Consider the following 20,958-nt stretch of genomic DNA (forward strand, 5'->3'; position numbering starts at 1 on the left):
GGTCCGGGGCGGACTAGCGCGCCGATTGGCGGTGCAGCGTACGGGCGGCGGCGAGCGTCAGCAGGGTGGCGAACCAGCCGGCGCCGACTGTGACGATGAAGCCCGCGTCCGCCCCGGCGGCGTCCACCCGCGCCCCGGCGATCGACGCGCCGAGCGAGGCGCCGATGCCGATCGACGTGCCCACCCAGGTCAGGGCCTCGGTGAGCTGATGCCTGCCGACCATGTCCTGCACCAGCCCGTTGCCGGTGATGATGGTCGGCGCGCAAGCGAGCCCGGCCACGAACATCACGATGCCCAGCACCCAGAGCGACGGCGCCAGGAGGTACAGGGACACGCCGGGGCCGAGCGTCGCCATCCCGATCACGAACCTGCGCGACGCCGGGCTGGTGAAGTGCCGGGCCCCGTAGGTGAGGCCGGCGAGCATCGAGCCGAGCGCGAAGACCGCGAGCACCACGCCCGACAAGCCCTTGCTGCCGAGCTCCTCGGCGAACGCGACGGTGGCGACCTCCATCGAGCCGAAGATCATGCCCATCGCCACGAAGACGAGCACCATCACCGGCATGCCGGTGATGAGGATGACCGGGCGATGCCGCACCTCGGCGTCGGGCACGACGACGGGCGGCTCGGTGGCCCGCTGCACCACGAACAGCAGTCCGCCCACCACCGCTGCAGTCCCCGCGACGACCATGGCCGACGGCGGTGCGACGGCGGTCGCGAGCGTCGTGGCGAGCACCGGGCCCACGATGAAGACGAGCTCGTCGATCGAGGACTCCAGCGAGTACGCCGTGTGCAGGCGGCGTGGGTCGTCGAGCGCGTGGTTCCACCGTGCGCGGACCATGGAGCCGTACGAGCCCTGGCTGCCGCCGGCGAGCACGGCGAACGGCCACAGCACCCACTCCGGAGCGCCGAGCACGGCCGCGGTGATCAGGCCGCCCAGCCCGACGGCGGACACGATGAGCGCTGGCAGGAGCACCGTCCGCTGGCCGCGACGGTCGACCCAGCGCCCGATCTGCGGGGCGAGGAACGCCTGCGCCAGACCCAGCACCGCCGCCACCCGGCCCGCCATGGCGTAGCTGCCGTAGAGGCCCTGGACCATGAGGACGGCGCCGATCCCGACCATCGACATCGGCATCCGGGCGAGCGCGCCGGCCGCGGAGAACTTGAGCGCGCCCGGCGTGCTGAGCACCGCCAGGTAGGGATTGGAGCGGGGCGAAGCGGCGGTCTCGGGCACGGATCGAGTGTCCCACCGACCACTGACACTGGTCCTGCTGTTTCCGGTGGGCAACGTCACTGAGGCGACGGTGGCAGTCGGCGGCGCGGAGGGCCCACGATGGTCCCCATGACCGATGAACCGCAGGTGACAGTGGTCGACAACCCCGAGGAGTCCCGCTTCGAGGTGCGCGTCGACGGCACTCTCGCCGGCTTCGCCGCCTACGAGACCGACCCGGGAGTCGTCATCTTCGTGCACACCGAGGTGTTCGAGGAGTACGAGGGCCGCGGCCTGGCGGGCCGGCTCGCCAGGACGGCGCTCAGCATGGTGCGCGAGGCGGGCGCCACGATCGTGCCGCTGTGCCCGTTCATCCGCTCCTACGTGCGCAAGCACGCTCCCGAGTACGACGACCTGCTGCGGGCTCCGCTGGCCGACTGAGGCCACTGGCGGCCGTGAAACAAAATTTCGCAAACTCGATTGCTCGGTAAACTTCACATCCGGGACAACATGTGCGAGAGTTTCCCCACGGCGCCGCCCGGTGGCATTGTTCGTCACCTCAGTGTTCACCGGATCGGCGCCGGCCAACTTAGCACCAGCACGCGGCACGACGATGTGACATCACAACACAGAGCACCACGGCACCAACCCCCAGCAGCCGTTTACCGGAGGTCAAGCACGTGAGGCAACCCGCCAGCCATGAGGCGACACCCATGCCCGCCTATGCGCGCACGAGGTCGCTTCCGCCGGCGAAGCTGTCGGGGTTGCTGTCGGGCATCGGTCGCCGTGAGTTCCTCACGATGGCGACGGCGGGCACTGCGGCGGCCGCGATCGGCATCACCATCGCGGCGCTCGACCCGGCTACCGCGCTCGGTGCCCCCGCGATGACGGGCAACGCAACGCCGGAGCCGTCGTCGGACCTCGGCCTCAAGCGCGAGCTGCGCGCCATGTGGATAGCCTCCGTGGTCAACATCGACTGGCCCTCGACGAGCGGCCTGGACGCGGAGACGCAGCGGGCCGAGTTCCTGCACTGGCTCGACGTCGCGGAGGAGAACCGGCTGAACGCCGTGTTCGTGCAGGTCCGGCCCACGGCGGACGCCTTCTACGAGAGCCCGTACGAGCCGTGGTCGCAGTACCTGACGGGCACTCAGGGGCAGGACCCGGGCTACGACCCGCTGGCGTTCATGGTCGAGGAGGCGCACAAGCGCAACATCGAGCTGCACGCCTGGTTCAACCCGTACCGCGTGTCGATGCAGACCGACCCGGCACAGCTCGTCGCGGACCACCCGGCGCGGCAGCACCCCGACTGGGTCTGGGCATACGGCGGCAAGCTCTACTTCGACCCGGGCATCCCCGAGGCGCAGGAGCACATCCAGCGGGCGATCCTGCACGCGGTCGAGAACTACGACATCGACGGCGTGCACTTCGACGACTACTTCTACCCATACCCGGTGGTCGGCCAGACGCTGCCCGACGCCGCGACCTACGAGCGGTACGGCGCGGACTTCGACACCATCGAGGACTGGCGCCGGGGCAACGTGGACCGCTTCGTCGAGACGATGAGCGTCCGCATCAAGGAGGCCAAGCCCTGGGTGAAGTTCGGGATCAGCCCGTTCGGCATCTGGCGCAACTCATCCACCGACCCGCTTGGCTCGGACACGGGCGGGTCGGAGTCGTACGACGACCAGTTCGCCGACACCCGCAAGTGGGTGCTCGAGGGCTGGCTCGACTACATCAACCCGCAGATCTACTGGCAGATCGGGCTGGCGATCGCCGACTACGCCACCCTCGTCCCGTGGTGGGCCGAGGTCGCCGCGCAGTCCGGCACGCAGCTCTACGTGGGCGAGGCCCTGTACAAGACGACGAGCGGCGTCTTCACCGACCCCGACGAGCTCACGAACCACCTCGACCTGTGCCGTGAGGTCAGCCGCGACGCCGGCCCGATCCACGGCAACGTGTACTACTCGGCGAAGCACCTGCCCCTCGACGCGCAGGGCGGGATGTCGAAGGTCGTCGCCGACCACTACCAGTACCCGGCCCTGATCCCGCCGATGCCGCACCTGCCCGCGGAGCCCGTGGTCACGCCGGTCCTCACCAAGGCGAGGCGGGAGTCCGGCGGCGTCCGGATCCACGTCGCCGACATCGGCGCCAAGATCGCCCGGGCGACGTCGTTCGCGGTGTACCGCGTGACCGGCGCCACCGACGTCGTGGACACGGACGAGCCCGCGAACCTCGTGGGGACCTTCCGCTCCATGGGCGGGCGCATCCAGTCGTGGCTGGACGCCTCGGCCGCGTCCGGCACCGACTACACCTACGCCGTCACCGCGCTCGACCGGGTCTGGAACGAGACCGACCCGAGCCTGCCGCGCGTCGCCGAGTAGGCGTCAGCGCTCGACGGGCAGCCCGGCACCCTGCCAGGCGACGATGCCGCCGTCGAGGTTGGTCGCCTCGAAGCCCACCGCCTCGTTGAGCCACTGGGCGGCGCGCGCCGAGCGGCCGCCGGAGTGGCACATGACCAGGACCTGCGCGTCGGCGTCGAGCTCGCCGAAGCGGGCGGGCAGGTCGCTCAGCGGGATGTGCACGGCGCCGGGTGCGTGGCCGGCGTCCCACTCGTCCTGCTCGCGCACGTCCAGCAGGACGGAACCGCCGGGGACGGGGGACGACGGGTCGAGCTCGCTGGGGTGGACCGAGGGGACCTCGGGCTGCATCGGCGGGAACATGTGTCCAGCCTACGACGGCTCGGCGGCGGTCCTCGGCGACGGACACGCGTCGCACCTGGCAGTATCGGCACCATGGATGCGCGTGCCGGAACCCCCGCCCAGCCCAGCGACCTGATCGACGTCGACCAGGTGGTCGGCGCCTACTACGACCTCTCGCCGGACCCTGACGACCCTGGCCAGCAGGTCGCCTTCGGCACCTCTGGTCACCGTGGGTCGAGCCTGGACCATGCCTTCAACGAGGCCCACATCGTCGCGATCACCGCGGCGATCGTGGAGTACCGGCGCGGCCAGGGCACTGACGGACCCCTGTTCATCGGCCGGGACACGCACGCGCTGTCCCGCCCGGCCTGGCAGACGGCGCTGGAGGTGCTCGCCGCGGCCGACGTCGACGTGATGGTCGACGCGCGCGACTCGTGGACGCCCACGCCCGCCGTCAGCCAGTCGATCCTGCTGCACAACCAGACGCGGTTCGCCGAGGGGATCCCCGGTCGCGAGGCGCCGGGGTCCGGCCTGGCCGACGGGATAGTGGTGACGCCGTCGCACAACCCGCCGCGCGACGGCGGTTTCAAGTACAACCCGCCGCACGGCGGCCCCGCGGACTCCGACGCCACCGGCTGGATCGCGGACCGGGCCAACGAGATCCTGCGCACCGGCGTCGGGCAGGTGAAGCGGGTGTCCCTCGACGCCGCGCTCGCCGCCGACCTGACCCACCGCCACGACTACCTGTCGACGTACGTGGACGACCTGGCCAACGTGCTCGACCTGGACATCATCCGCGCGTCCGGCGTGCGGATCGGCGCCGACCCGCTGGGCGGTGCGTCCGTCGAGTACTGGGGCGCCATCGCCGAGCGGTACGACCTCGACCTGACCGTCGTCAACCCGCAGGTCGACCCCCGCTGGGCGTTCATGACGCTCGACTGGGACGGCAAGATCCGCATGGACTGCAGCTCCCCGTACGCCATGGCGTCGCTGGTGCAGCGGATGACGGGCGGCGCACCCGGCGAGCCTGCGCCCTTCGACCTCGCCACCGGCAACGACGCCGACTCGGACCGGCACGGCATCGTCACGGCCGACGGCCTCATGAACCCCAACCACTTCCTCGCGGTCGCCATCGAGTACCTCTACGGCGGCAACCGGCCGAGCTGGCCGACCGGCGCCGCGATCGGCAAGACCCTCGTCTCGTCGGCGCTGGTCGACCGGGTCGCGGGCGGGCTGAACCGGCGCCTCCTGGAGGTGCCGGTCGGCTTCAAGTGGTTCGTCCCTGGCCTGCTGTCGGGCGACGTCGGGTTCGGCGGCGAGGAGTCGGCGGGCGCCTCGTTCCTGCGCAAGGACGGCCGGGTCTGGTCCACGGACAAGGACGGTCTCCTGCTCGCGCTGCTCGCCTCGGAGATCCTGGCGGTGACGGGCAAGTCGCCGTCCGAGCACCACGCGTCGCAGGTCGAGCGCTACGGGGAGAGCTGGTACGCCCGCGTCGACGCCGCGGCCACCCGGGACCAGAAGGCCCGGCTCGCCGCGCTGTCGCCGTCTGACGTCACCTCCACGACGCTCGCCGGGCAGGAGATCACGGCGAAGCTCACCGAGGCGCCCGGCAACGGCGCGAAGATCGGCGGGCTCAAGGTCACGACGGCGGACGCGTGGTTCGCCGCGCGGCCGAGCGGCACCGAGGACGTGTACAAGATCTACGCGGAGTCGTTCGTGTCGGCCGAGCACCTCACCGAGGTGCAGGACGCCGCGAAGACCCTGGTCGACGAGGCGCTCGCCTGAAAACCCGCTGGTCGAGCTTGTCGAGACCCGGTCGCCGGCGGTCGAGCGTGTCGAGGCCCAGGTCTCGACACGCTCGACCACCGGCGTGGCTAAACGTTTCGTGGTGTTCCCGGGCACCGGCGTTCTTTCTAGCGTCACGTGGGTACGCCTCGGTCGAACCGGCCGGGGTGAACCCGACTGAACGGAGAGCGCCATGCCTCGTGTACGACGTCGTACCCGAACGGCGGCCCTGGCCGCAGCACTCGCACTCATGACCGCCGGCACCGTCGCGGTGTCGCAGAGTGCCGCGGCCGGGGTGACCAGCCTCGGGGTGGCGCCCGCGGCGTCGGACCTTTACGTGGACCCCACCACCCAGGCGTACGCCGCGTGGGAGGCGGCCAGCGGTACCGACAAGGACCTGCTGGCGAAGATCGCCCTGACGCCGCAGGCGTACTGGGTGGGCGACTGGGCGGACGCCGACGAGACCCGCGAGCAGGTCGCCGACTACACAGGCCGCGCCGCGACCGCCGGGCAGACCGGCATGCTGACCGTGTACGCGATCCCGGGCCGGGACTGCGGCAACCACTCCGGGGGAGGCGTCCCCGAGAGCGAGTACGCGCGGTGGGTGGACACCGTGGCGTCGGGGATCCAGGGCAACCCGATGGTGGTCCTCGAACCGGACGCGCTGGCCCAGCTCGGCGACTGCGACGGCCAGGGCGACCGCGTCGGCTACCTGCGGTACGCGGCGGCCTCGCTGACCGACGCCGGCGCACGGGTCTACATCGACGCCGGGCACTCGGCATGGCTGAGCCCGGGCGAGGCCGCGCGGCGGCTGCAGCTCGTCGGTTTCACGGACGCCGTCGGGTTCGCGCTCAACACGTCGAACTACCAGACGACCGCGGACACCCAGGCGTACGCCGAGCAGGTGTCGTCGCAGGTGGGCGGCCGCCCATACGTGATAGACACCTCGCGCAACGGCAACGGTTCCAACGGCGAGTGGTGCAACCCGCGCGGCCGCGCCCTGGGCGAGCAGCCGCGGTTCGTGGACGACGCGACGGCGCTCGACGCGCTGCTCTGGGTCAAGCTCCCGGGCGAGTCGGACGGCGCGTGCAACGGCGGCCCCGCGGCCGGCCAGTGGTGGCAGGAGATCGCGCTGGAGCTGGCGGCCAACGCCCACTGGTGATCAGCCGGTACCGGGTCAGTCGGCCGGCGTCATCAGGAGCTTGATCAGCCGGCTCAGGACGGCGGTGTCCGGCGAGGCATCGCCGTCCTCCGGCGTGGGGTTCGCGACCACGGCGGCCCGGGCAGACGACTCGTAGACGCCGAGCAGCAGGTCGACCGCCGTCCGCTCGTCGACCGTGAACCGTAGACCGCAGCTGTCGAGGATCCGGCGGATCGCGGCGCCGAGCTCGGCGCGGAGCTTCTCCTCCTGGGCAAGGAACGGCCGGCCGACGGCGGGGTCGCGCATCGCGAGCAGCTCCAGCTCGGCGCGCATCAGCGCCCACTGCCGGGCGTCCCCGGGGTCGGTGATCACCACCGAGAGGACGGTGCGGATCGCCTCGTAGTCCACGACGCCGTCATGGACGAAGTCCAGCTCCAGCTCGTCCCCGATGGACTCCAGCGAGGTGAGCTGCCGGCGCATCGCACGTTCGGCGAGCGCGAGGAACAGCTCTTCCTTGCTGCTGAAGTTCGAGTAGAAGGCGCCGCGGGTGAATCCCGCGGCCTCGCAGACGGCCTCGATGGACGCGCCGCGGATGCCGTGGTGCGCGAAGACGGTGAAGGCGGCGTCGAGCAGGCGCTCGCGGGTGCGTTCACGTCGCGGGGTCAGGGCCGTGGCGAGCGCACGCTCGACGGACGACCCGGAGCCGACGTCGGTGGCGGGCTCAGTGGTCACAACTACTCCTCGGGGTGTCAAGTGACCCAGTCTATCAATACGCTCGTGTATCGGATGCACTCGTGTATCGGATACAGTGGTGCATCGAACCGCCGTCGTCGTTCCCCGCCTCGCACTGGAGTCTGCGTGTCCTCCGTTCTCTATTCACTCGGCCGATGGGCCGTCCGCGCCCGCCGGCTCGTCGTCGCCGTCTGGGTCGTGGTGCTCGTCCTCGTGGGCGGTGCGGCCGGGCTGTTGCAGCAGGGCCTCAGCAACGAGGTGACCATCCCGGGCACCGAGTCCCAGGCGGCGCTCGACCGCCTCGCGGCGACGTTCCCGCAGGTCAGTGGCGCCTCCGCCCAGGTGATAGTGGTCGCGCCCGAGGGTGAGTCGATCAAGGACGAGCCCATGCGCTCGGCCATCACCGACGGCGTCGAGGCACTCGGCGACGTCTCCCAGGTCGCCGCGGTCACGTCGCCGTACGACAAGCAGATGCCGGCCTCGATCTCCGACGACGAGCGCGCGACGCTCCTCACGATCCAGCTCGACGGCGACCAGGGGTCGATCACCGACGCGACCAAGGACGCACTGGGCGAAGAGGCCGACGCGCTGGCGCAGGCCCTGCCCGAGGGCGCGCAGGCCGAGCTGGGCGGGCAGCTGTTCTCGTCGGAGCTCCCCAAGATGACGCTGACCGAGGGCATCGGCCTGCTGGTCGCGCTCGTGGTGCTGGTGCTGACGCTCGGCTCGCTCGTGGGCGCGGGCCTGCCGCTGCTCAACGCGCTGCTCGGCGTCGGCGCCTCGATGGGGCTGCTGTTCGCGGCCACCGCGCTCGGCCCGATCAACTCGACGACGCCGCTCCTGGCCGTGATGCTCGGCCTGGCGGTCGGTATCGACTACGCGCTGTTCATCGTGTCCCGGCATCGGGAACAGCTCGGCAAGGGCCTGACGGTCAACGAATCGATAGCGCGGGCGACCGGGACCGCGGGTTCCGCCGTCGTGTTCGCGGGCCTCACCGTGATGATCGCGCTGGTCGGCCTCGGTGTGGCGGGTATCCCGTTCCTCACCACCATGGGTGTGGCGGCGGCCGTGACGGTCGGCATCACCGTGCTGGTGTCGCTCACGCTGCTGCCGGCGCTGCTCGGGTTCGCGGGGGAGCGGCTGCGGCCCAAGCCGTCGCGGAAGGTGCGGCGCGCTGCCGCCAGGGCGGCCGCTGCCGCCGTCGCCGCCGGCGACGAGCCCGAGGTGACCCGCCGGCGCGCGGCCGTCGCGGCCACTCCCGAGCGGAAGCCGAACCGCTTCTTCGCAGGCTGGGTCCGGCTCGTGACGAAGATCCCGGCGCTGACCGTCGCGCTGGTCATCGTGGCCATGGGGGCGCTGAGCTACCCCGCGCTGGACCTGCGCCTCGCGCTCCCGGACGCGGGCGTGATGGCCAAGGAGGACCCGGCGCGCATCACGTACGACCTGGTCTCCGAGCACTTCGGCGACGGCTTCAACGGACCGCTGATCGTGACCGGTTCCATCGTGACCAGCACCGACCCGGTGGCGCTGATGGACGACCTCGGGGACGAGATCGCGGACCTGCCCGGGGTGGCCGACGTGCCGCTGGCGACGCCGAACCAGACCGCGGACACCGGCATCATCCAGGTGGTTCCCGAGGGCGGCCCGACGTCCGCCGAGACGGAGGACCTGGTGCGCGAGATCCGCGCGCAGCACGACCACTTCCTCGACGAGTACGGCGTTGACCTGTCCGTCACCGGCTTCACGGCGGTCGGTATCGACGTGTCGGACAAGCTGGGCGACGCGCTGCTGCCGTTCGCGCTCGTCGTCGTCGGGCTGTCGCTGATCCTGCTGACCATGGTGTTCCGCTCCATCGCGGTGCCGATCAAGGCGACGGTGGGCTACCTGTTCTCCGTGGGCGCGGCGTTCGGCGTGGTCTCGCTCGTGTTCGAGCACGGCGTCTTCGCCGAGGCGCTCAACGTGACCCGCACCGGGCCCGTGATCAGCTTCATGCCGATTGTGCTCATGGGCATCCTGTTCGGCCTCGCGATGGACTACGAGGTGTTCCTCGTGTCCCGCATGCGCGAGGACTACGTCCACGGGGGCAGCGCGAAGCACGCGATCAGCACCGGGTTCCAGGGCTCCGCCAAGGTCGTCACCGCCGCGGCGATCATCATGATCGCGGTCTTCGTCGCGTTCGTCCCGCACGGCGACATGAACCTCAAGCCGATCGCCCTCGGTCTCGCCGTCGGCGTGGCCGTGGACGCCTTCGTGGTGCGCATGGTCTTCGTCCCGGCGGTGCTCGCGCTGCTGGGCGAGAAGGCCTGGTACATGCCGAAGTGGCTCGACCGGGTGCTGCCGTCGTTCGACGTCGAGGGCGAGGGCCTGGCTCGCGAGCTGTCCCTCGCGGACTGGCCGGAGCCCGGAGCCACCGACGCGGTGGCCACCGGAGACCTCGAGGTTCGTGGCCGGTCCGGCGTGATCGTCGGCCCGGTGAGCGTGCGGGTGCCCGACGGCGGCACGCTGCTCGTCCGCGGAGACGCCGCCGCGCCGGTGAGCGCGTTCGTGCTCGCCGTGGCCGGCCGGCTCCGCATGACGGGCGGCGTGGCCAAGACCGCCGGGCTCGTGCTGCCCGAACGCGCGTCGTCGGTGCGGCACCAAGTGGCGGTCGTCGACTCGGCCGCCGAGGGCGGGCACCCCGCCGAAGCGGTCCGCCGGGCGCTGCGCGACAAGCCCACGGTGCTCGTCGTGGACGCCACCGAGACGGTGGGCGACCTGTCGGCGCGGGCCGAGCTGGCCCAGGCCGTGGCGGGCGCGCAGCGTGCGGGCGTCGCAGTGCTGCTCGGCTCGACGGGCTCCGCGGCGACCGACCTGGCGCCGTCCGGCACCCCGGTGCTGGACGTCAGCCCGGGCGCGCGCGCCGATTCCTTCAGTACAGAACGTGACCAGCCGACCGACGTGACCGAGCAGGAGGTGCGGGCATGAGCACCGCAACGAGATGGCTGCGGCCCGAGCCCTTCCGCAACCCGTGGCGCGCCGTGGCCGTGGCGCTCCTACCCCTGATGATCCTGGGGCTGCTGATCTCGGCCCTGTGGAACCCGCAGGAGCGCCTCGACACCGTCAAGGCGGCGATCGTGAACCTCGACGAGCCTGTCAAGGTCAACGGGCAGACGGTGCCGCTCGGGCGCCAGCTCGCCGCGGGCCTCGTGAGCGGCGGCGAGACCGCCGACGCGCCGGTGGGCGAGGCAACGGCGGTCCCCGCCTCGGACGCGAGCTACGACTGGGAGATCAGTGACGAGGCGAGTGCTGCCGACGGACTCGCCGACGGCACGTACGCCGCTGTCGTGACCATCCCGGAGGGCTTCTCCGCCGCGGCGACGTCCTTCAGCGGCGACGACCCGAACAAGGCACGTCAGGCGACCATCGACGTCGCGACGCCGGCCAACGGCCGCGTGCTCGACGACGCCCTGGCGCAGATAGTGGCGCAGACCGCCACCGGCGTGCTCGGCGGCACCCTGACGGAGACGTACGTGGACAACGTCCTCGTCGGCTTCTCGACGCTCTCGGAGGAGCTGGGCAAGGCCGCCGACGGCGCCGACCAGCTCGCCGACGGAGCGACCGAAGCGGGCGACGGCGCCAAGGAGCTGGCCAGCGGCGCACGCCAGACCTCGGTCGGTGTATCCGGGGTCGGCGACGGCGTGACGAGTCTGGCCGGCGGCGCCGGCGAGTGGGCGTCAGGCGCGGGGCAGTGGGCTGCGGGCGCGGACCAGATGGCGGCGGGCGTGGGCCAGCTGGCGGACGGCGCTGGACAGTCGGCGTCGGGTGCGGCCGACTTGGCCAATGGCGCTGACCAGCTCGCGACGGGAACCGAGGACGTGGCGACGGGTGCGAAGAACCTGGCTGGCGGGCTGGCGGAGACGTCGGCCAAGCTTGAGGGAGCCGGTGGTGCTCCAGGTCCTGCGGAGGCGTCGACGGCGCTCGCGTCGGGCGCGACGTATGTCTCGGGCGGAGTAACTCAACTGGTAGAGGGCATGGAGAAGGCTTGCGCCGTACCCTCGCTCGATCCTCGGCTCACTGCTCTGTGCGACCAGCTGCCCGAGCTCAAGAAGCTTGATGAAGGCGCCAAGCAGGTTGCGGGCGGCGCATCTGGGCTCGCCGGTACCCCTGGTACCTCTGATACCAAGCCCACGGGCCTCTACGAGCTGACCGCCGGTATCGGCGGTCTCTCCCAGGGCGCCAACCAGCTCGCAGGCGGAGCGGAGCAGGTCTCGGGTGGCGCCTCGGAGCTCGCCGGCGGCGCGCACCAGCTCTCGGATGGCCTCACGCAGCTGCAGGCCGGCGCGGACGAAGCGGCAACCGGAGCGTCCGGCCTGGCCGACGGCGCCCGCGAGCTCTCCGGCGGCGCCGGTGGCCTCGCCTCAGGCGCTACGGAGCTCGCCAACGGCGTCGGCGAGCTCGAGACGGGCACCACCCAGCTCGCGACCGGCGTCGACGGGCTGGCCGACGGCGTCGGCGAGCTGGCCGGCGGCGCGAAGGACCTGTCCAACGGTCTGGGCAAGGCCACGAAGGAGATCCCGTCCTACACGGAGCACGAGCGCAAGTCGCTCGCTTCCGTGGTGGCCGACCCGGTCGCCACCAGCGGCGAGGTCACCGACCTCGACACCGGCGCGACGGGCCCGATGTTCGCGGTCCTCGCGCTCTGGCTCGGCGCGCTCGCGCTGATGATCGTGTTCTCGCCGGTCCCGTTGCACGCTCGCGGGTCGACGCGCGGCGCGCTGCGGCTCACGCTGGAGACGATCGCCGTCCCGGCAGTGATCGGCCTGGTCACCGGCCTGGCGACGGGCGCCGTCCTGGCCGGTATCGAGGATCTCGACACCGGCGGATGGATCGCGGCCATGGGCTTCGGCGCGCTGGTCTCGGTCGCCTTCGTCGCCGCCAACCAGGCGCTGGCGGCCGCGCTCGGCCACGTGGGCCGGGGGGTGAGCCTGCTGATCGCGGTCCTCGTCATCGCGACGGGCGTCGTGTCGACGGTGCCGGCCGTCCTCGAAGGGCTGTCGGCGTTCCTGCCGGTCGGCCCCGCGACCGTCGGGCTTGGCCGCCTCGTCGAACCGGGCACGGGAAGCGCCGGGATGGCGATCGCCTCGGTGGTCCTGTGGGGCATCGCCGGCCTCGCCGTCACGACGATCATGGTGGCGCGCCAGCGCACGGTCCGAATCGGAGACCTCCGCACGGCCTGACCAGATCGCTCCGTTGAGTGCGGGATATTCGCCCTTCGCAAAGGGCGAATATCTCGCGCTCAACGACGGGCTGTGCGGCGGAGGCGGCGGTTCGTGTCCGGCCACTCGACGTGCACCCGCTTCGTGGGCGACAGCGCCTTGGACAGGAACGCGTCGCGCAGCACGATCCCGTCGGGAGAGAGCTCGATGACGGTGAGCTCCGGGCCTTCGCCGTCGAGCACCCAATACTCCGCGAGCTCGCGCAGGCCGCGACCGAGCACCAGCTCTTCGGCCGCGTGATAGTCGCCCACCTCGCCGACGGCGTGGCCCAGCCGGTTGCGCGGGATCACGTCGGCGTAGTCGTCGGTCACGGGTTCGAGGTAGCCAACGGTCTCGCCGTCCTCCCGCGTGACGGCGAGCCAGGTGTCGACAGGGGCGATCTCCGGCGTCGTCATGGCCTGACCATACGATCGGCCGTCGTCTCGGGGCGCGCTGATTTCCCGCCGGGAGCCTCGCCCACGAACCAACGCCCGCGGAGTCAGTCGAAGTACTTTTCGACGTCGACCGCGCCGCCCTCCTCGGCGAACTCGTCGTGGACGGCGGTGCGCAGCCCGGCGTCGTACAGGTAGTCCAGGGCCGTCGAGGCGAGCCCGGCCGCGCTGTCGACGGCGGCGGACACCGCCGCCGGGGTCGCGGCCGCGGCGGCGAACTCGGCGGTGTGCAGCGCGATGTCCGGGTCCGAGACCTGCACGAGCGGGTGGATGCCGGGGATCCGGAACGAGAAGTTGCCGAAGTCGGTGGACGCGGCGAGCGTCTCCGACAGCACGCCGGCGGGCAGGGGGTCGCGCCCACGACGGCGCTGCGCGGAGACCCAGCGGTCGGTGAGCGCCCGGTTGGTGCGCACCGGGAGGCTGGGGTGGGCGCCGTCGTCCCAGGTGATCTCGACGTCGGTGCCCGTCATCAGCGCCGCGCCGTGCGCGATGTCGTCGAGGCGGCGCGAGAGGTCGCGCAGGGTGTCCGCGTACTTCGACCGCGCGTACAGGTGCACGACTGCCCGCTCCGTGATGATGCTCGGCCGCGTACCACCCTCCGCGATCGTCGCGTGCACCCGGTCCACCGGCGGCATCTGCTGCCGCAGCAGGCCGATGCCCTGGTAGGCGAGGCTTGCGGCGTCCAGCGCGTTGCGGCCCATGTACGGCTGCGCGGACGCGTGCGCGGGGCGCCCGGTGAAGGTCCAGGTCAGCAGACGGCGGCCGAGCCAGACCTGGTCGGCGACGTCGAGCCCGTACGGGTGCACCATGATCGCTGCGTCGATGCCCTTGAGCGCGCCGTTGCGGGCCAGGACCTCCTTGCCCGTGTGCCCCTCCTCGGCGGGCGTGCCGAGCAGGACCACCCGTCCCGCCGGGGCGTCGGCCGAGGCCATGACCTCGTGCAGCGCGAGGAAGGCGCCGACGCCGGACGCCGCTATGACGTTGTGGCCGCAGGCGTGACCGATGCCGGGCAGGGCGTCGTACTCGGCGCAGATCGCGATGGTAGGCCCCGCGGGATCGCCGACCTCGGCCCGGAACGCCGTCGGCACGCCGTGCGCGCCGAGCTGGGCCTCGACGCCGTGCCGCGCCAGCACCTCGACCAGCGTCGCCGCGCTGCGGTGCTCCTCGAAAGCCGTCTCCGGGTGCTCGTGCAGGCGCCGGACGATCTCCGCGAGCTCCGGTTCGAGCCGCTCGGCCGCCCGCTCGACGGCGGCCACCAGGGCGGCCGGCGCGCCGCCGTCTGGCAGATTTGCGTTGGGCCGGCCGGCGCCGCCCGCTGGGATCGTGCCGGTCAGGGCGTCGCGCCGTCCGGCGGTCTCGGCGACCAGATGGTCGAGGTACGCGGTGCTGGGCGGGATGGCGCGGCTCATGCGGTCCATCGTATGGAAACCGTGACGCGCCCCAGACGCGGGTAGTTCAGTCCAGGTAGTCCTTCACCAGCTGCTCGGCGAGCCCCGTGTACGTGGCGGGGGTCAGCGCGGCGAGGCGGGCGGCGACGTCGTCGGGCAGGCCCAGGCCCGCCACGAACTCGCGCATGCGCGCCCCGTCCACGCGCTGGCCGCGCGTCAGGTCCTTGAGGCGCTCGTACGGGTTCTCCATGCCGGGCACGCCCGCGACGGAGGCCGCGCGCATCGCGGACTGGACGGGCTCGCCCAGCACCTCCCAGTTGGCGTCGAGGTCCTCGCGCAGCAGCGTCTCGTTCACGGCCAGCCGGTCCAGGCCGCGCGCCACGTTGTCGATGGCGAGCAGGCTGTGCCCGAACGCGGGGCCGATGTTCCGCTGGGTCGTCGAGTCCGTGAGGTCGCGCTGCAGGCGGCTCGTCACCAGCGTCGCCGACAGGGTGTCGAGCAGCGAGCACGAGATCTCGAGGTTGGCCTCGGCGTTCTCGAACCGGATCGGGTTCACCTTGTGCGGCATCGTGGACGAGCCGGTGGCGCCCTCGACCGGGATCTGCGTGAAGAACCCGAGCGAGATGTAGGTCCAGACGTCGGTCGCGAGGTTGTGCAGGATCCGGTTGAACCGGGCCATGTCGGCGTAGACCTCGGCCTGCCAGTCGTGCGACTCGATCTGCGTGGTCAGCGGGTTCCAGTCCAGCCCGAGGCCCTCGACGAACGCCTTCGACACGGCCGGCCAGTCCGCCGTCGGGACGGCGACCGTGTGCGCGCCGTAGGTGCCGGTGGCACCGTTCAGCTTGCCCAGGAACTCGGCGCCCTCGATGCGGCGCAGCTGACGCCGCAGGCGGTGGGCCAGGACGGCGACCTCCTTGCCCAGGGTGGACGGCGTGGCGGGCTGGCCGTGCGTCCTCGACAGCAGGGGCGCCGCGGCGTGCTCGCGCGCCATGCTCGCGAGCTGGTCGACGACGGCGGTCGCGGCCGGCAGCCACACCTCACGCACCGCGCCCCGGACCATGAGCGCGTACGACAGGTTGTTGATGTCCTCGCTGGTGCAGGCGAAGTGCACCAGCTCGCTCGCGGCGGGGAGGCTCGTCGTGCCCAGGGCCTCCGGAGCTGCGGCGATGCGGCGCTTGATGAAGTACTCGACGGCCTTGACGTCGTGCACCGTCTCGCGCTCGATCTCGGCCAGCTCGGCGATCTGGTCCGCGCCGAACGTCGCAGGGATCGCGCGCAGGTAGTCGATCTCCTGCGGCGAGAGCGTGGGCGCCCCGGGCACCACTGGCGCGCCGACGCCGGGCGCGCCGTTGCACAGCGTGATCAGCCACTCCACCTCGACGTGGATCCGCTCGCGGTTCAGCGCGGCCTCGCTCAGGTGGTCCACGAGCGGGGCGACGGCCTTGCGATACCGGCCGTCCAGGGGGCCGAGCGCGATGGCCGGGCTCACGTCGGCGAGAGCGACGCGGGTGACGGGGCCGGTGGTCGGGGTGGTGGTCTCAGGCACGTCCCTCATTCTCCCACGCGAGCCGCGTGCGGCCGCTGCGCGATCCCTCCGCGAGACTCGTCGCGACCCGCACCGACCCTCGCGACGGCGTTCCGCGGGCGCGAGCCCGACCACAGCACGGCTTCTCAGCCACTTGTGCACAGGTGGGCGTTCGCGGCCGACGGCGGTGCCCGCTCCGCGCCTAGCGTCGTCGAAGGAGGGACAGCGGAGAGAGGAACACGAGAGATGTACACAGCCGAACGAGCAGTGCGGAAGAGCCCGTGAAGGGCGCATGTGTGCCGCCCGCACACGGAGCAGGGGACCCGACGATTGCGTTCGCGGCCGCGGTGGAGATGTTGGTGCGGGCGGTGGACCAGCTGAGGGCCGCCGTCGTCGAGGCAGACTGGGAGGCACCCGCGGCGCGGCTGTACCGGGAGGAGGTGGCCGAGGCGGGGCTCGCCGTCGCGCAGGATCTGTTCTTGCTGAGGGAGGCGATGGCGCGGGCCGATCTCATTCGCACTACGGATATGCCGTGACGACGCCGTTTGGGACAACGTCGCCCGAGATCGCGCCGCCGGCCGGTCCGCGCGCCCCGGCTGACACCGTCACGGTGTTCGGGGGCGTGGGCGTCACCGCCGTCGAGTCTGACTCGGTGCGCCGGGCAGCCGCCCGGGCGGCCGGCGCTGCGGACGACCTGCGGGCCGCCGCCGCGCAGTGCCTTGCGGCGGCCGGCGACATCGTCCTGGCCGGGGCCGTCGGAGTGGCCGGGACTCCCTGGCGGTCCGACGTCGGCCACGGCGTGGCGGGCGGATCCGGTCTGGCGGGCGGTGCAGGCCTGGCCGGCGGCCACGGCCTGGCTGGCGGTTCGGGTCTAGCTGGCGGCCCCAGTCTGGCGGTCGGCGCCGCGTTGGCGGGTAGCGCCGCGCTGCCGGGCGGTGCCGCGCTCGCCCCGGCGGCGCTGGCGCTGGAGGCGGCAGCGCACGACGCGGCGCGGCGCCTCACGGACCACGCCGACCGGTGCGACCTGCTGGGCTGGCGCCTTCTGCGGGCGGCCGGCCTGTACGAGGAGGCCGAGTCGACGGCCGAGCGGCTGGTCGGCACGCTCGTCACCGCCGGGACGTTCGGCATCGGGGCGGCGTTCGGCGTCCTGGGCTGGGCGGGCCTCGCGGGCGCCGGCGTCCTGGGCGCCGGAGAAGTGGCGGGGCGGCTCGGTGGGGGAGTGCTCACCGGCGGGGCCTCCTCGGCGATCGCCGGCCGGGCGGCATCCGCCGCGACACGGGGCCTGGCCCCGTACTCGGACGAGGCGTTCGCCGGCCTGGGCGGCGGCGTCGCGCTGGCGCAGCCGGGACTCGCCCGGGGCCGCCCGGGTGTCCCCGGAGGAGCGGGCGTGCTCGCGCACGTGGCCCGCGAGCTCCCGGTGCTCGGGAACGACGATCGCGGGGTCCGGGTTACGCGGCTCGCCCCCGAGGACTTCGCGGCCGGCTCGGCCCCTGCCTGGTCCGACGCCGGGGCCTGGTCGGTCCAGGAGGCGCTGGCCAGGATCGACAGCCTCTACCCGGGTGCGGGCGGCGTGCCGGCCGGCACGGTGGCGGTCCAGAAGGTGATCGGGTCCGACGGCGCGGTGTCCTGGACGGTCCTGGTCCCCGGCACCCAGTCGACGCTGCCCGCCGACCATCCCTGGGACGGCCGGACCGACCTCGAGCTGATGGCGGGCCAGGCCAACGGCGCGACGGCGGCGATCGAGCAGGCGCTCGCCGACTCCGGCGTCGGACCCGACGAGCCGGTCACCCTCGTGGGACACAGCCTGGGCGGGATCGCGGCCACCGCGCTGGTGGCGCGGGCCGGCTTCGCGGAGCGCTACCGCGTGGGCGGGCTGGTCACCGCCGGGTCACCGACGGGCCTGCTGGCCACGCCACCCGGCGTCCCGGTGCTGCACCTGGAGACCCCGGAGGAGCTGGTCTCCCACACCGACGGCCGCTCCGCCGCGGAGAACCCCCGGACGCGGGACCGGGTCACCGTGGTCCGGTCTCTCCGGGACTCGACCTACGCGGGCGACCGCGCGGCCTCGGGCAACGTGTCCCTGGCGCACGCCGTCACCACGCACGTCCGCACACTGGACCTCGCGATCGGGTCGGGCGACGCTCGGGTGACCGAGGTTGCCGACCGGATCGGCTCGCGGCTGGGCGGAACGGCGGCGAGCACCACGTTCTACCGGGCCGAACGGGTCGACCGATGACGCCGGCCCCGTTAGTCGGAGATCCGGTTGGGCAGAAGCGCCAGCAGGATCACCTGCACCACCGAGATCACGAGTGCCGCCAGCACGTACCACCAGAAGCCGCCGGTCACCTCGAGGCCCCAGTTCGGGGTGTCGGAGAACCACGACTGGTTGGTGATGAGCGTGGTGATCCACAGCATGAGTGTGTTGACCAGCAGCGACACCAGGCCGAGCGTGAGGATGTAGAGCGGGAGCGAGATGAGCTGGACTATCGGCTTCACGATCATGTGGACCAGGCCGTAGACGACGGCGACCACCACGGTCGCGAGGATCGTGCCGAAGATGGTGTCGTCGCTCACGATCTCCATGTGGGAGCCGAGGATCAGAGCCGACAGCCCGATTGCCAGTGCGGTGATGAGGATGCGCGCCACGAGCTTCATCTGGTCATCGTGGCATGCTGACCCTCGTGGAAGAAGCATCAGTACCGCTCCGCCCTGCCGTGTCGGCCCTGCCCGCCTACGTTCCCGGCGCGCGCGCCGGCGCGGGCGCCCCGGCGTGGAAGCTCTCGTCGAACGAGAATCCGTACGCGCCGCTGCCGTCGGTCCAGGCCGCCATCACGCGTGCCGCGGCCGAGGTGAACCGGTATCCCGACATGTATGCCGAGGAGCTGGTCGCGGCGCTCGCCGCGCACAGCGGCGTGAGCGTCGAGAACGTGGTGGTCGGCAACGGCTCCGTCGCGGTTCTGTCGCACATCCTGAACGCCGTCGTCGACCACGGGGACGAGATCGTGTTCCCGTGGCGATCGTTCGAGGCCTACCCGATCGCGGCCGCGGTGTCCGGCGGCACGGCCGTGACCGTCCCGCTCGAGGAGGGCACGGGCCGGCTCGACCTGCCCGCCATGGCGGCCGCCGTCACGCCGCGCACGCGCGTGGTGCTGGTCTGCTCGCCCAACAACCCGACCGGACCCGCGGTGCACGCCGCCGAGCTGGAGACGTTCCTGGCAGCGGTGCCGAAGAACGTCCTGGTGGTGCTGGACGAGGCGTACCTCGAGTTCGTGCGCGACCCGGATGTACCCGACGGCGTCGACGTGTTCACGCGAAACCCGAACGTGGTGCTGCTGCGCACCCTCTCCAAGGCGCATGGCCTGGCCGGGCTCCGCGTCGGCTACGCGATCGCCGAGCCGCGCCTCGCTGCCGGGATCCGCGCCGTGTCCACGCCGTTCGGCGTCTCGCACGTCGCGCAGGTCGCCGCACTGGCCTCGCTGGAGCCGGCGGCGCAGAGCCAGCTCATGGCCCAGGTCGAGGCGCTGGTCGGCGAGCGTGACCGCGTCGTCGAGGGCCTGCGCGACCAGGGCTGGGTGCTTCCGGAGACGCACGCGAACTTCGTCTGGTTCGACCTGGGCGAGCGGACCATGGAGCGCGCCGCCGAGGCGAAGGCCGCGGGCGTCCTGGTGCGCCCGTTCGCCGGTCAAGGCATCCGCGTGAGCATCGGTTCCCCGGAGGCGAACGACGCGTTCCTCAAGGTTGCGTCGTCCTGGCGCTGACGCGGTGCGGATGGTCGGTAAAAGGTCAGGTGATCGGCAACCCGAGCTGCCGATGGACCTGACCTTTTGCCGACCACCCGGAACCTTCAGCTGATCAGCGCGTTCGTCAGGACGCCGTCCCGGGCGGTCCACGTCGGTGCCGCGCCGACCAGCGAGTCGAGCCGCTCGAGCCGGCGGGCAGAGACGGCGTCTGCGGCGGTCAGCACGACTATGCGCTCGCCGCGCTCGCGGTCGAGCCACAGGCTCTGGAAGATCGTGTCGAGCCTGCCGACCCGCGACGACTGGTAGCGCCGCAGTTGCGTCCGGTCGCCGCGCACCTCGTACTCGTCCCAGTACCGCACGAACTCGGGCGAGTGCTCGCGCAGGCTGGCCAGCAGGCCGGGCCATCGCGGATCCTGCGGGAACTCGGTCTCCCGGGCGCGCAGTCGCGCGGCGAGGTCGCGCAGCACGGCCTCGGGCTCCACGAGGCAGTCGCGCCACTCGTCGTGCGTGAACAGCAGCCACGCGCAGTTCCGGTCGACGGGGTCGACCGAGTCGAGGTCGCCGAAGAAGAACCGGTAGCTGCGGTTGGCCGCGACGAGGTCGTAGGCGGCGGTCTGGATCGCGGCGGGGAAGGGCAGGAGCCGCTCCAGGATCGCCACGTGCTCCGGTCGCACCTCCGTGAGGGGTGCCGGGGCGTGGGGCCCGGCGTCGGTGGTCCGCCCAGCCAGGAGCATGAGGTGCCGCCGCTCGTCCGCCCGCAGGCGCAGCGCCCGCGCCACGGCGTCGAGCACCTGGTCCGACGGGTTGGGCGCGCGCCCCTGCTCGAGCCACGTGTACCAGGTGACGCCGACCCCGGCGAGCTGCGCCACCTCCTCGCGCCGCAGCCCGGGTGTGCGCCGTCGGCCGGCCTGCGGCAGCCCGACGTCGGCCGGGGTCACCCGCCCACGACGCTCGCGCAGGAAGGCGCCGAGCGCCTGGTGCTGCGGTGTCGTTCTGGTCACCGGACCAGTGTCACCCTGTCGCGCTCGCGTAACCAGGTGGTGCCAGTACCCGTATGA

Annotated in this window: 17 protein-coding genes; 9 read left to right on the forward strand and 8 right to left on the reverse strand. The window is 72.3% G+C overall.

Features of this window, described 5'->3' with window-relative positions; all coding sequences use genetic code 11:
• Positions 1 to 13: 13 nt before the first annotated feature.
• Complete coding sequence (locus ACFT2C_RS01390; RefSeq protein ID WP_377205209.1) at positions 14 to 1,231, reverse strand: MFS transporter; 1,218 nt, start codon at positions 1,229 to 1,231, stop codon at positions 14 to 16.
• Positions 1,232 to 1,339: 108 nt separating this feature from the next.
• On the opposite strand from ACFT2C_RS01390, the gene ACFT2C_RS01395 reads away from it, so the two are divergent.
• Positions 1,340 to 1,648, forward strand: a complete 309-nt coding sequence (locus tag ACFT2C_RS01395) for a GNAT family N-acetyltransferase (protein ID WP_377205210.1) — start codon at positions 1,340 to 1,342, stop codon at positions 1,646 to 1,648.
• Positions 1,649 to 1,920: 272 nt separating this feature from the next.
• On the forward strand, positions 1,921 to 3,588 hold the full coding sequence (locus ACFT2C_RS01400) for a glycoside hydrolase family 10 protein (protein ID WP_377205211.1): 1,668 nt from the start codon (positions 1,921 to 1,923) through the stop codon (positions 3,586 to 3,588).
• A 3-nt stretch (positions 3,589 to 3,591) separates the two neighbouring features.
• Here ACFT2C_RS01400 and ACFT2C_RS01405 read toward each other — a convergent pair whose 3' ends face one another.
• Positions 3,592 to 3,927, reverse strand: coding sequence for a rhodanese-like domain-containing protein (locus tag ACFT2C_RS01405; RefSeq protein WP_377205212.1), 336 nt, complete (start codon positions 3,925 to 3,927; stop codon positions 3,592 to 3,594).
• Positions 3,928 to 3,999: 72 nt separating this feature from the next.
• Between ACFT2C_RS01405 and pgm the strand changes: the two genes are divergently transcribed.
• Both pgm and ACFT2C_RS01415 read left to right on the forward strand, forming a co-directional pair.
• Complete coding sequence (gene pgm, locus ACFT2C_RS01410; protein ID WP_377205213.1) at positions 4,000 to 5,691, forward strand: phosphoglucomutase (alpha-D-glucose-1,6-bisphosphate-dependent); 1,692 nt, start codon at positions 4,000 to 4,002, stop codon at positions 5,689 to 5,691.
• Positions 5,692 to 5,884: 193 nt separating this feature from the next.
• Positions 5,885 to 6,853, forward strand: a complete 969-nt coding sequence (locus tag ACFT2C_RS01415) for a glycoside hydrolase family 6 protein (RefSeq protein WP_377205214.1) — start codon at positions 5,885 to 5,887, stop codon at positions 6,851 to 6,853.
• Between the two features lie 15 nt (positions 6,854 to 6,868).
• Here ACFT2C_RS01415 and ACFT2C_RS01420 read toward each other — a convergent pair whose 3' ends face one another.
• Positions 6,869 to 7,564 (reverse strand): TetR/AcrR family transcriptional regulator, encoded by a 696-nt coding sequence (locus tag ACFT2C_RS01420; RefSeq protein ID WP_377205215.1) that lies wholly within the window; start codon positions 7,562 to 7,564, stop codon positions 6,869 to 6,871.
• 126 nt (positions 7,565 to 7,690) lie between these two features.
• Between ACFT2C_RS01420 and ACFT2C_RS01425 the strand changes: the two genes are divergently transcribed.
• Both ACFT2C_RS01425 and ACFT2C_RS01430 read left to right on the forward strand, forming a co-directional pair.
• Complete coding sequence (locus ACFT2C_RS01425) at positions 7,691 to 10,525, forward strand: MMPL family transporter (RefSeq protein ID WP_377205216.1); 2,835 nt, start codon at positions 7,691 to 7,693, stop codon at positions 10,523 to 10,525.
• Positions 10,522 to 12,777, forward strand: a complete 2,256-nt coding sequence (locus ACFT2C_RS01430; protein WP_377205217.1) for a hypothetical protein — start codon at positions 10,522 to 10,524, stop codon at positions 12,775 to 12,777. Before ACFT2C_RS01425 ends, ACFT2C_RS01430 begins: the two co-directional genes overlap by 4 nt.
• A gap of 59 nt (positions 12,778 to 12,836) precedes the next feature.
• Here ACFT2C_RS01430 and ACFT2C_RS01435 read toward each other — a convergent pair whose 3' ends face one another.
• The 3 genes from ACFT2C_RS01435 to purB form a co-directional block, all read right to left on the reverse strand.
• Entirely contained in the window at positions 12,837 to 13,211 is a 375-nt protein-coding gene (locus ACFT2C_RS01435) for a hypothetical protein (RefSeq protein ID WP_377205218.1), read from the reverse strand.
• A gap of 83 nt (positions 13,212 to 13,294) precedes the next feature.
• Entirely contained in the window at positions 13,295 to 14,665 is a 1,371-nt protein-coding gene (locus ACFT2C_RS01440; protein WP_377205219.1) for a M20 family metallopeptidase, read from the reverse strand.
• A gap of 37 nt (positions 14,666 to 14,702) precedes the next feature.
• On the reverse strand, positions 14,703 to 16,190 hold the full coding sequence (gene purB, locus ACFT2C_RS01445; protein WP_377205220.1) for an adenylosuccinate lyase: 1,488 nt from the start codon (positions 16,188 to 16,190) through the stop codon (positions 14,703 to 14,705).
• 338 nt (positions 16,191 to 16,528) lie between these two features.
• On the opposite strand from purB, the gene ACFT2C_RS01450 reads away from it, so the two are divergent.
• Entirely contained in the window at positions 16,529 to 16,696 is a 168-nt protein-coding gene (locus ACFT2C_RS01450; protein ID WP_377205221.1) for a hypothetical protein, read from the forward strand.
• The gene (locus ACFT2C_RS01455) at positions 16,693 to 18,396 is read left to right on the forward strand and encodes a hypothetical protein (protein WP_377205222.1); all 1,704 of its coding nucleotides are present in this window, start codon (positions 16,693 to 16,695) and stop codon (positions 18,394 to 18,396) included. Before ACFT2C_RS01450 ends, ACFT2C_RS01455 begins: the two co-directional genes overlap by 4 nt.
• Positions 18,397 to 18,407: 11 nt before the next feature.
• On the opposite strand, the gene ACFT2C_RS01460 is transcribed toward ACFT2C_RS01455, so the two are convergent.
• A complete protein-coding gene (locus ACFT2C_RS01460; protein WP_377205223.1) occupies positions 18,408 to 18,815 on the reverse strand; it encodes a phage holin family protein in 408 nt (135 codons plus the stop codon).
• 14 nt (positions 18,816 to 18,829) lie between these two features.
• Between ACFT2C_RS01460 and hisC the strand changes: the two genes are divergently transcribed.
• On the forward strand, positions 18,830 to 19,918 hold the full coding sequence (hisC, locus tag ACFT2C_RS01465; RefSeq protein ID WP_377205224.1) for a histidinol-phosphate transaminase: 1,089 nt from the start codon (positions 18,830 to 18,832) through the stop codon (positions 19,916 to 19,918).
• Between the two features lie 86 nt (positions 19,919 to 20,004).
• Here hisC and ACFT2C_RS01470 read toward each other — a convergent pair whose 3' ends face one another.
• Complete coding sequence (locus ACFT2C_RS01470; RefSeq protein ID WP_377205225.1) at positions 20,005 to 20,901, reverse strand: helix-turn-helix transcriptional regulator; 897 nt, start codon at positions 20,899 to 20,901, stop codon at positions 20,005 to 20,007.
• Positions 20,902 to 20,958 lie beyond the last annotated feature (57 nt).

Origin of the sequence: Promicromonospora sp. NPDC057138 (assembly GCF_042670845.1) — a bacterium.
In the GTDB taxonomy this organism is placed as follows: Bacteria; Actinomycetota; Actinomycetes; order Actinomycetales; family Cellulomonadaceae; genus Promicromonospora.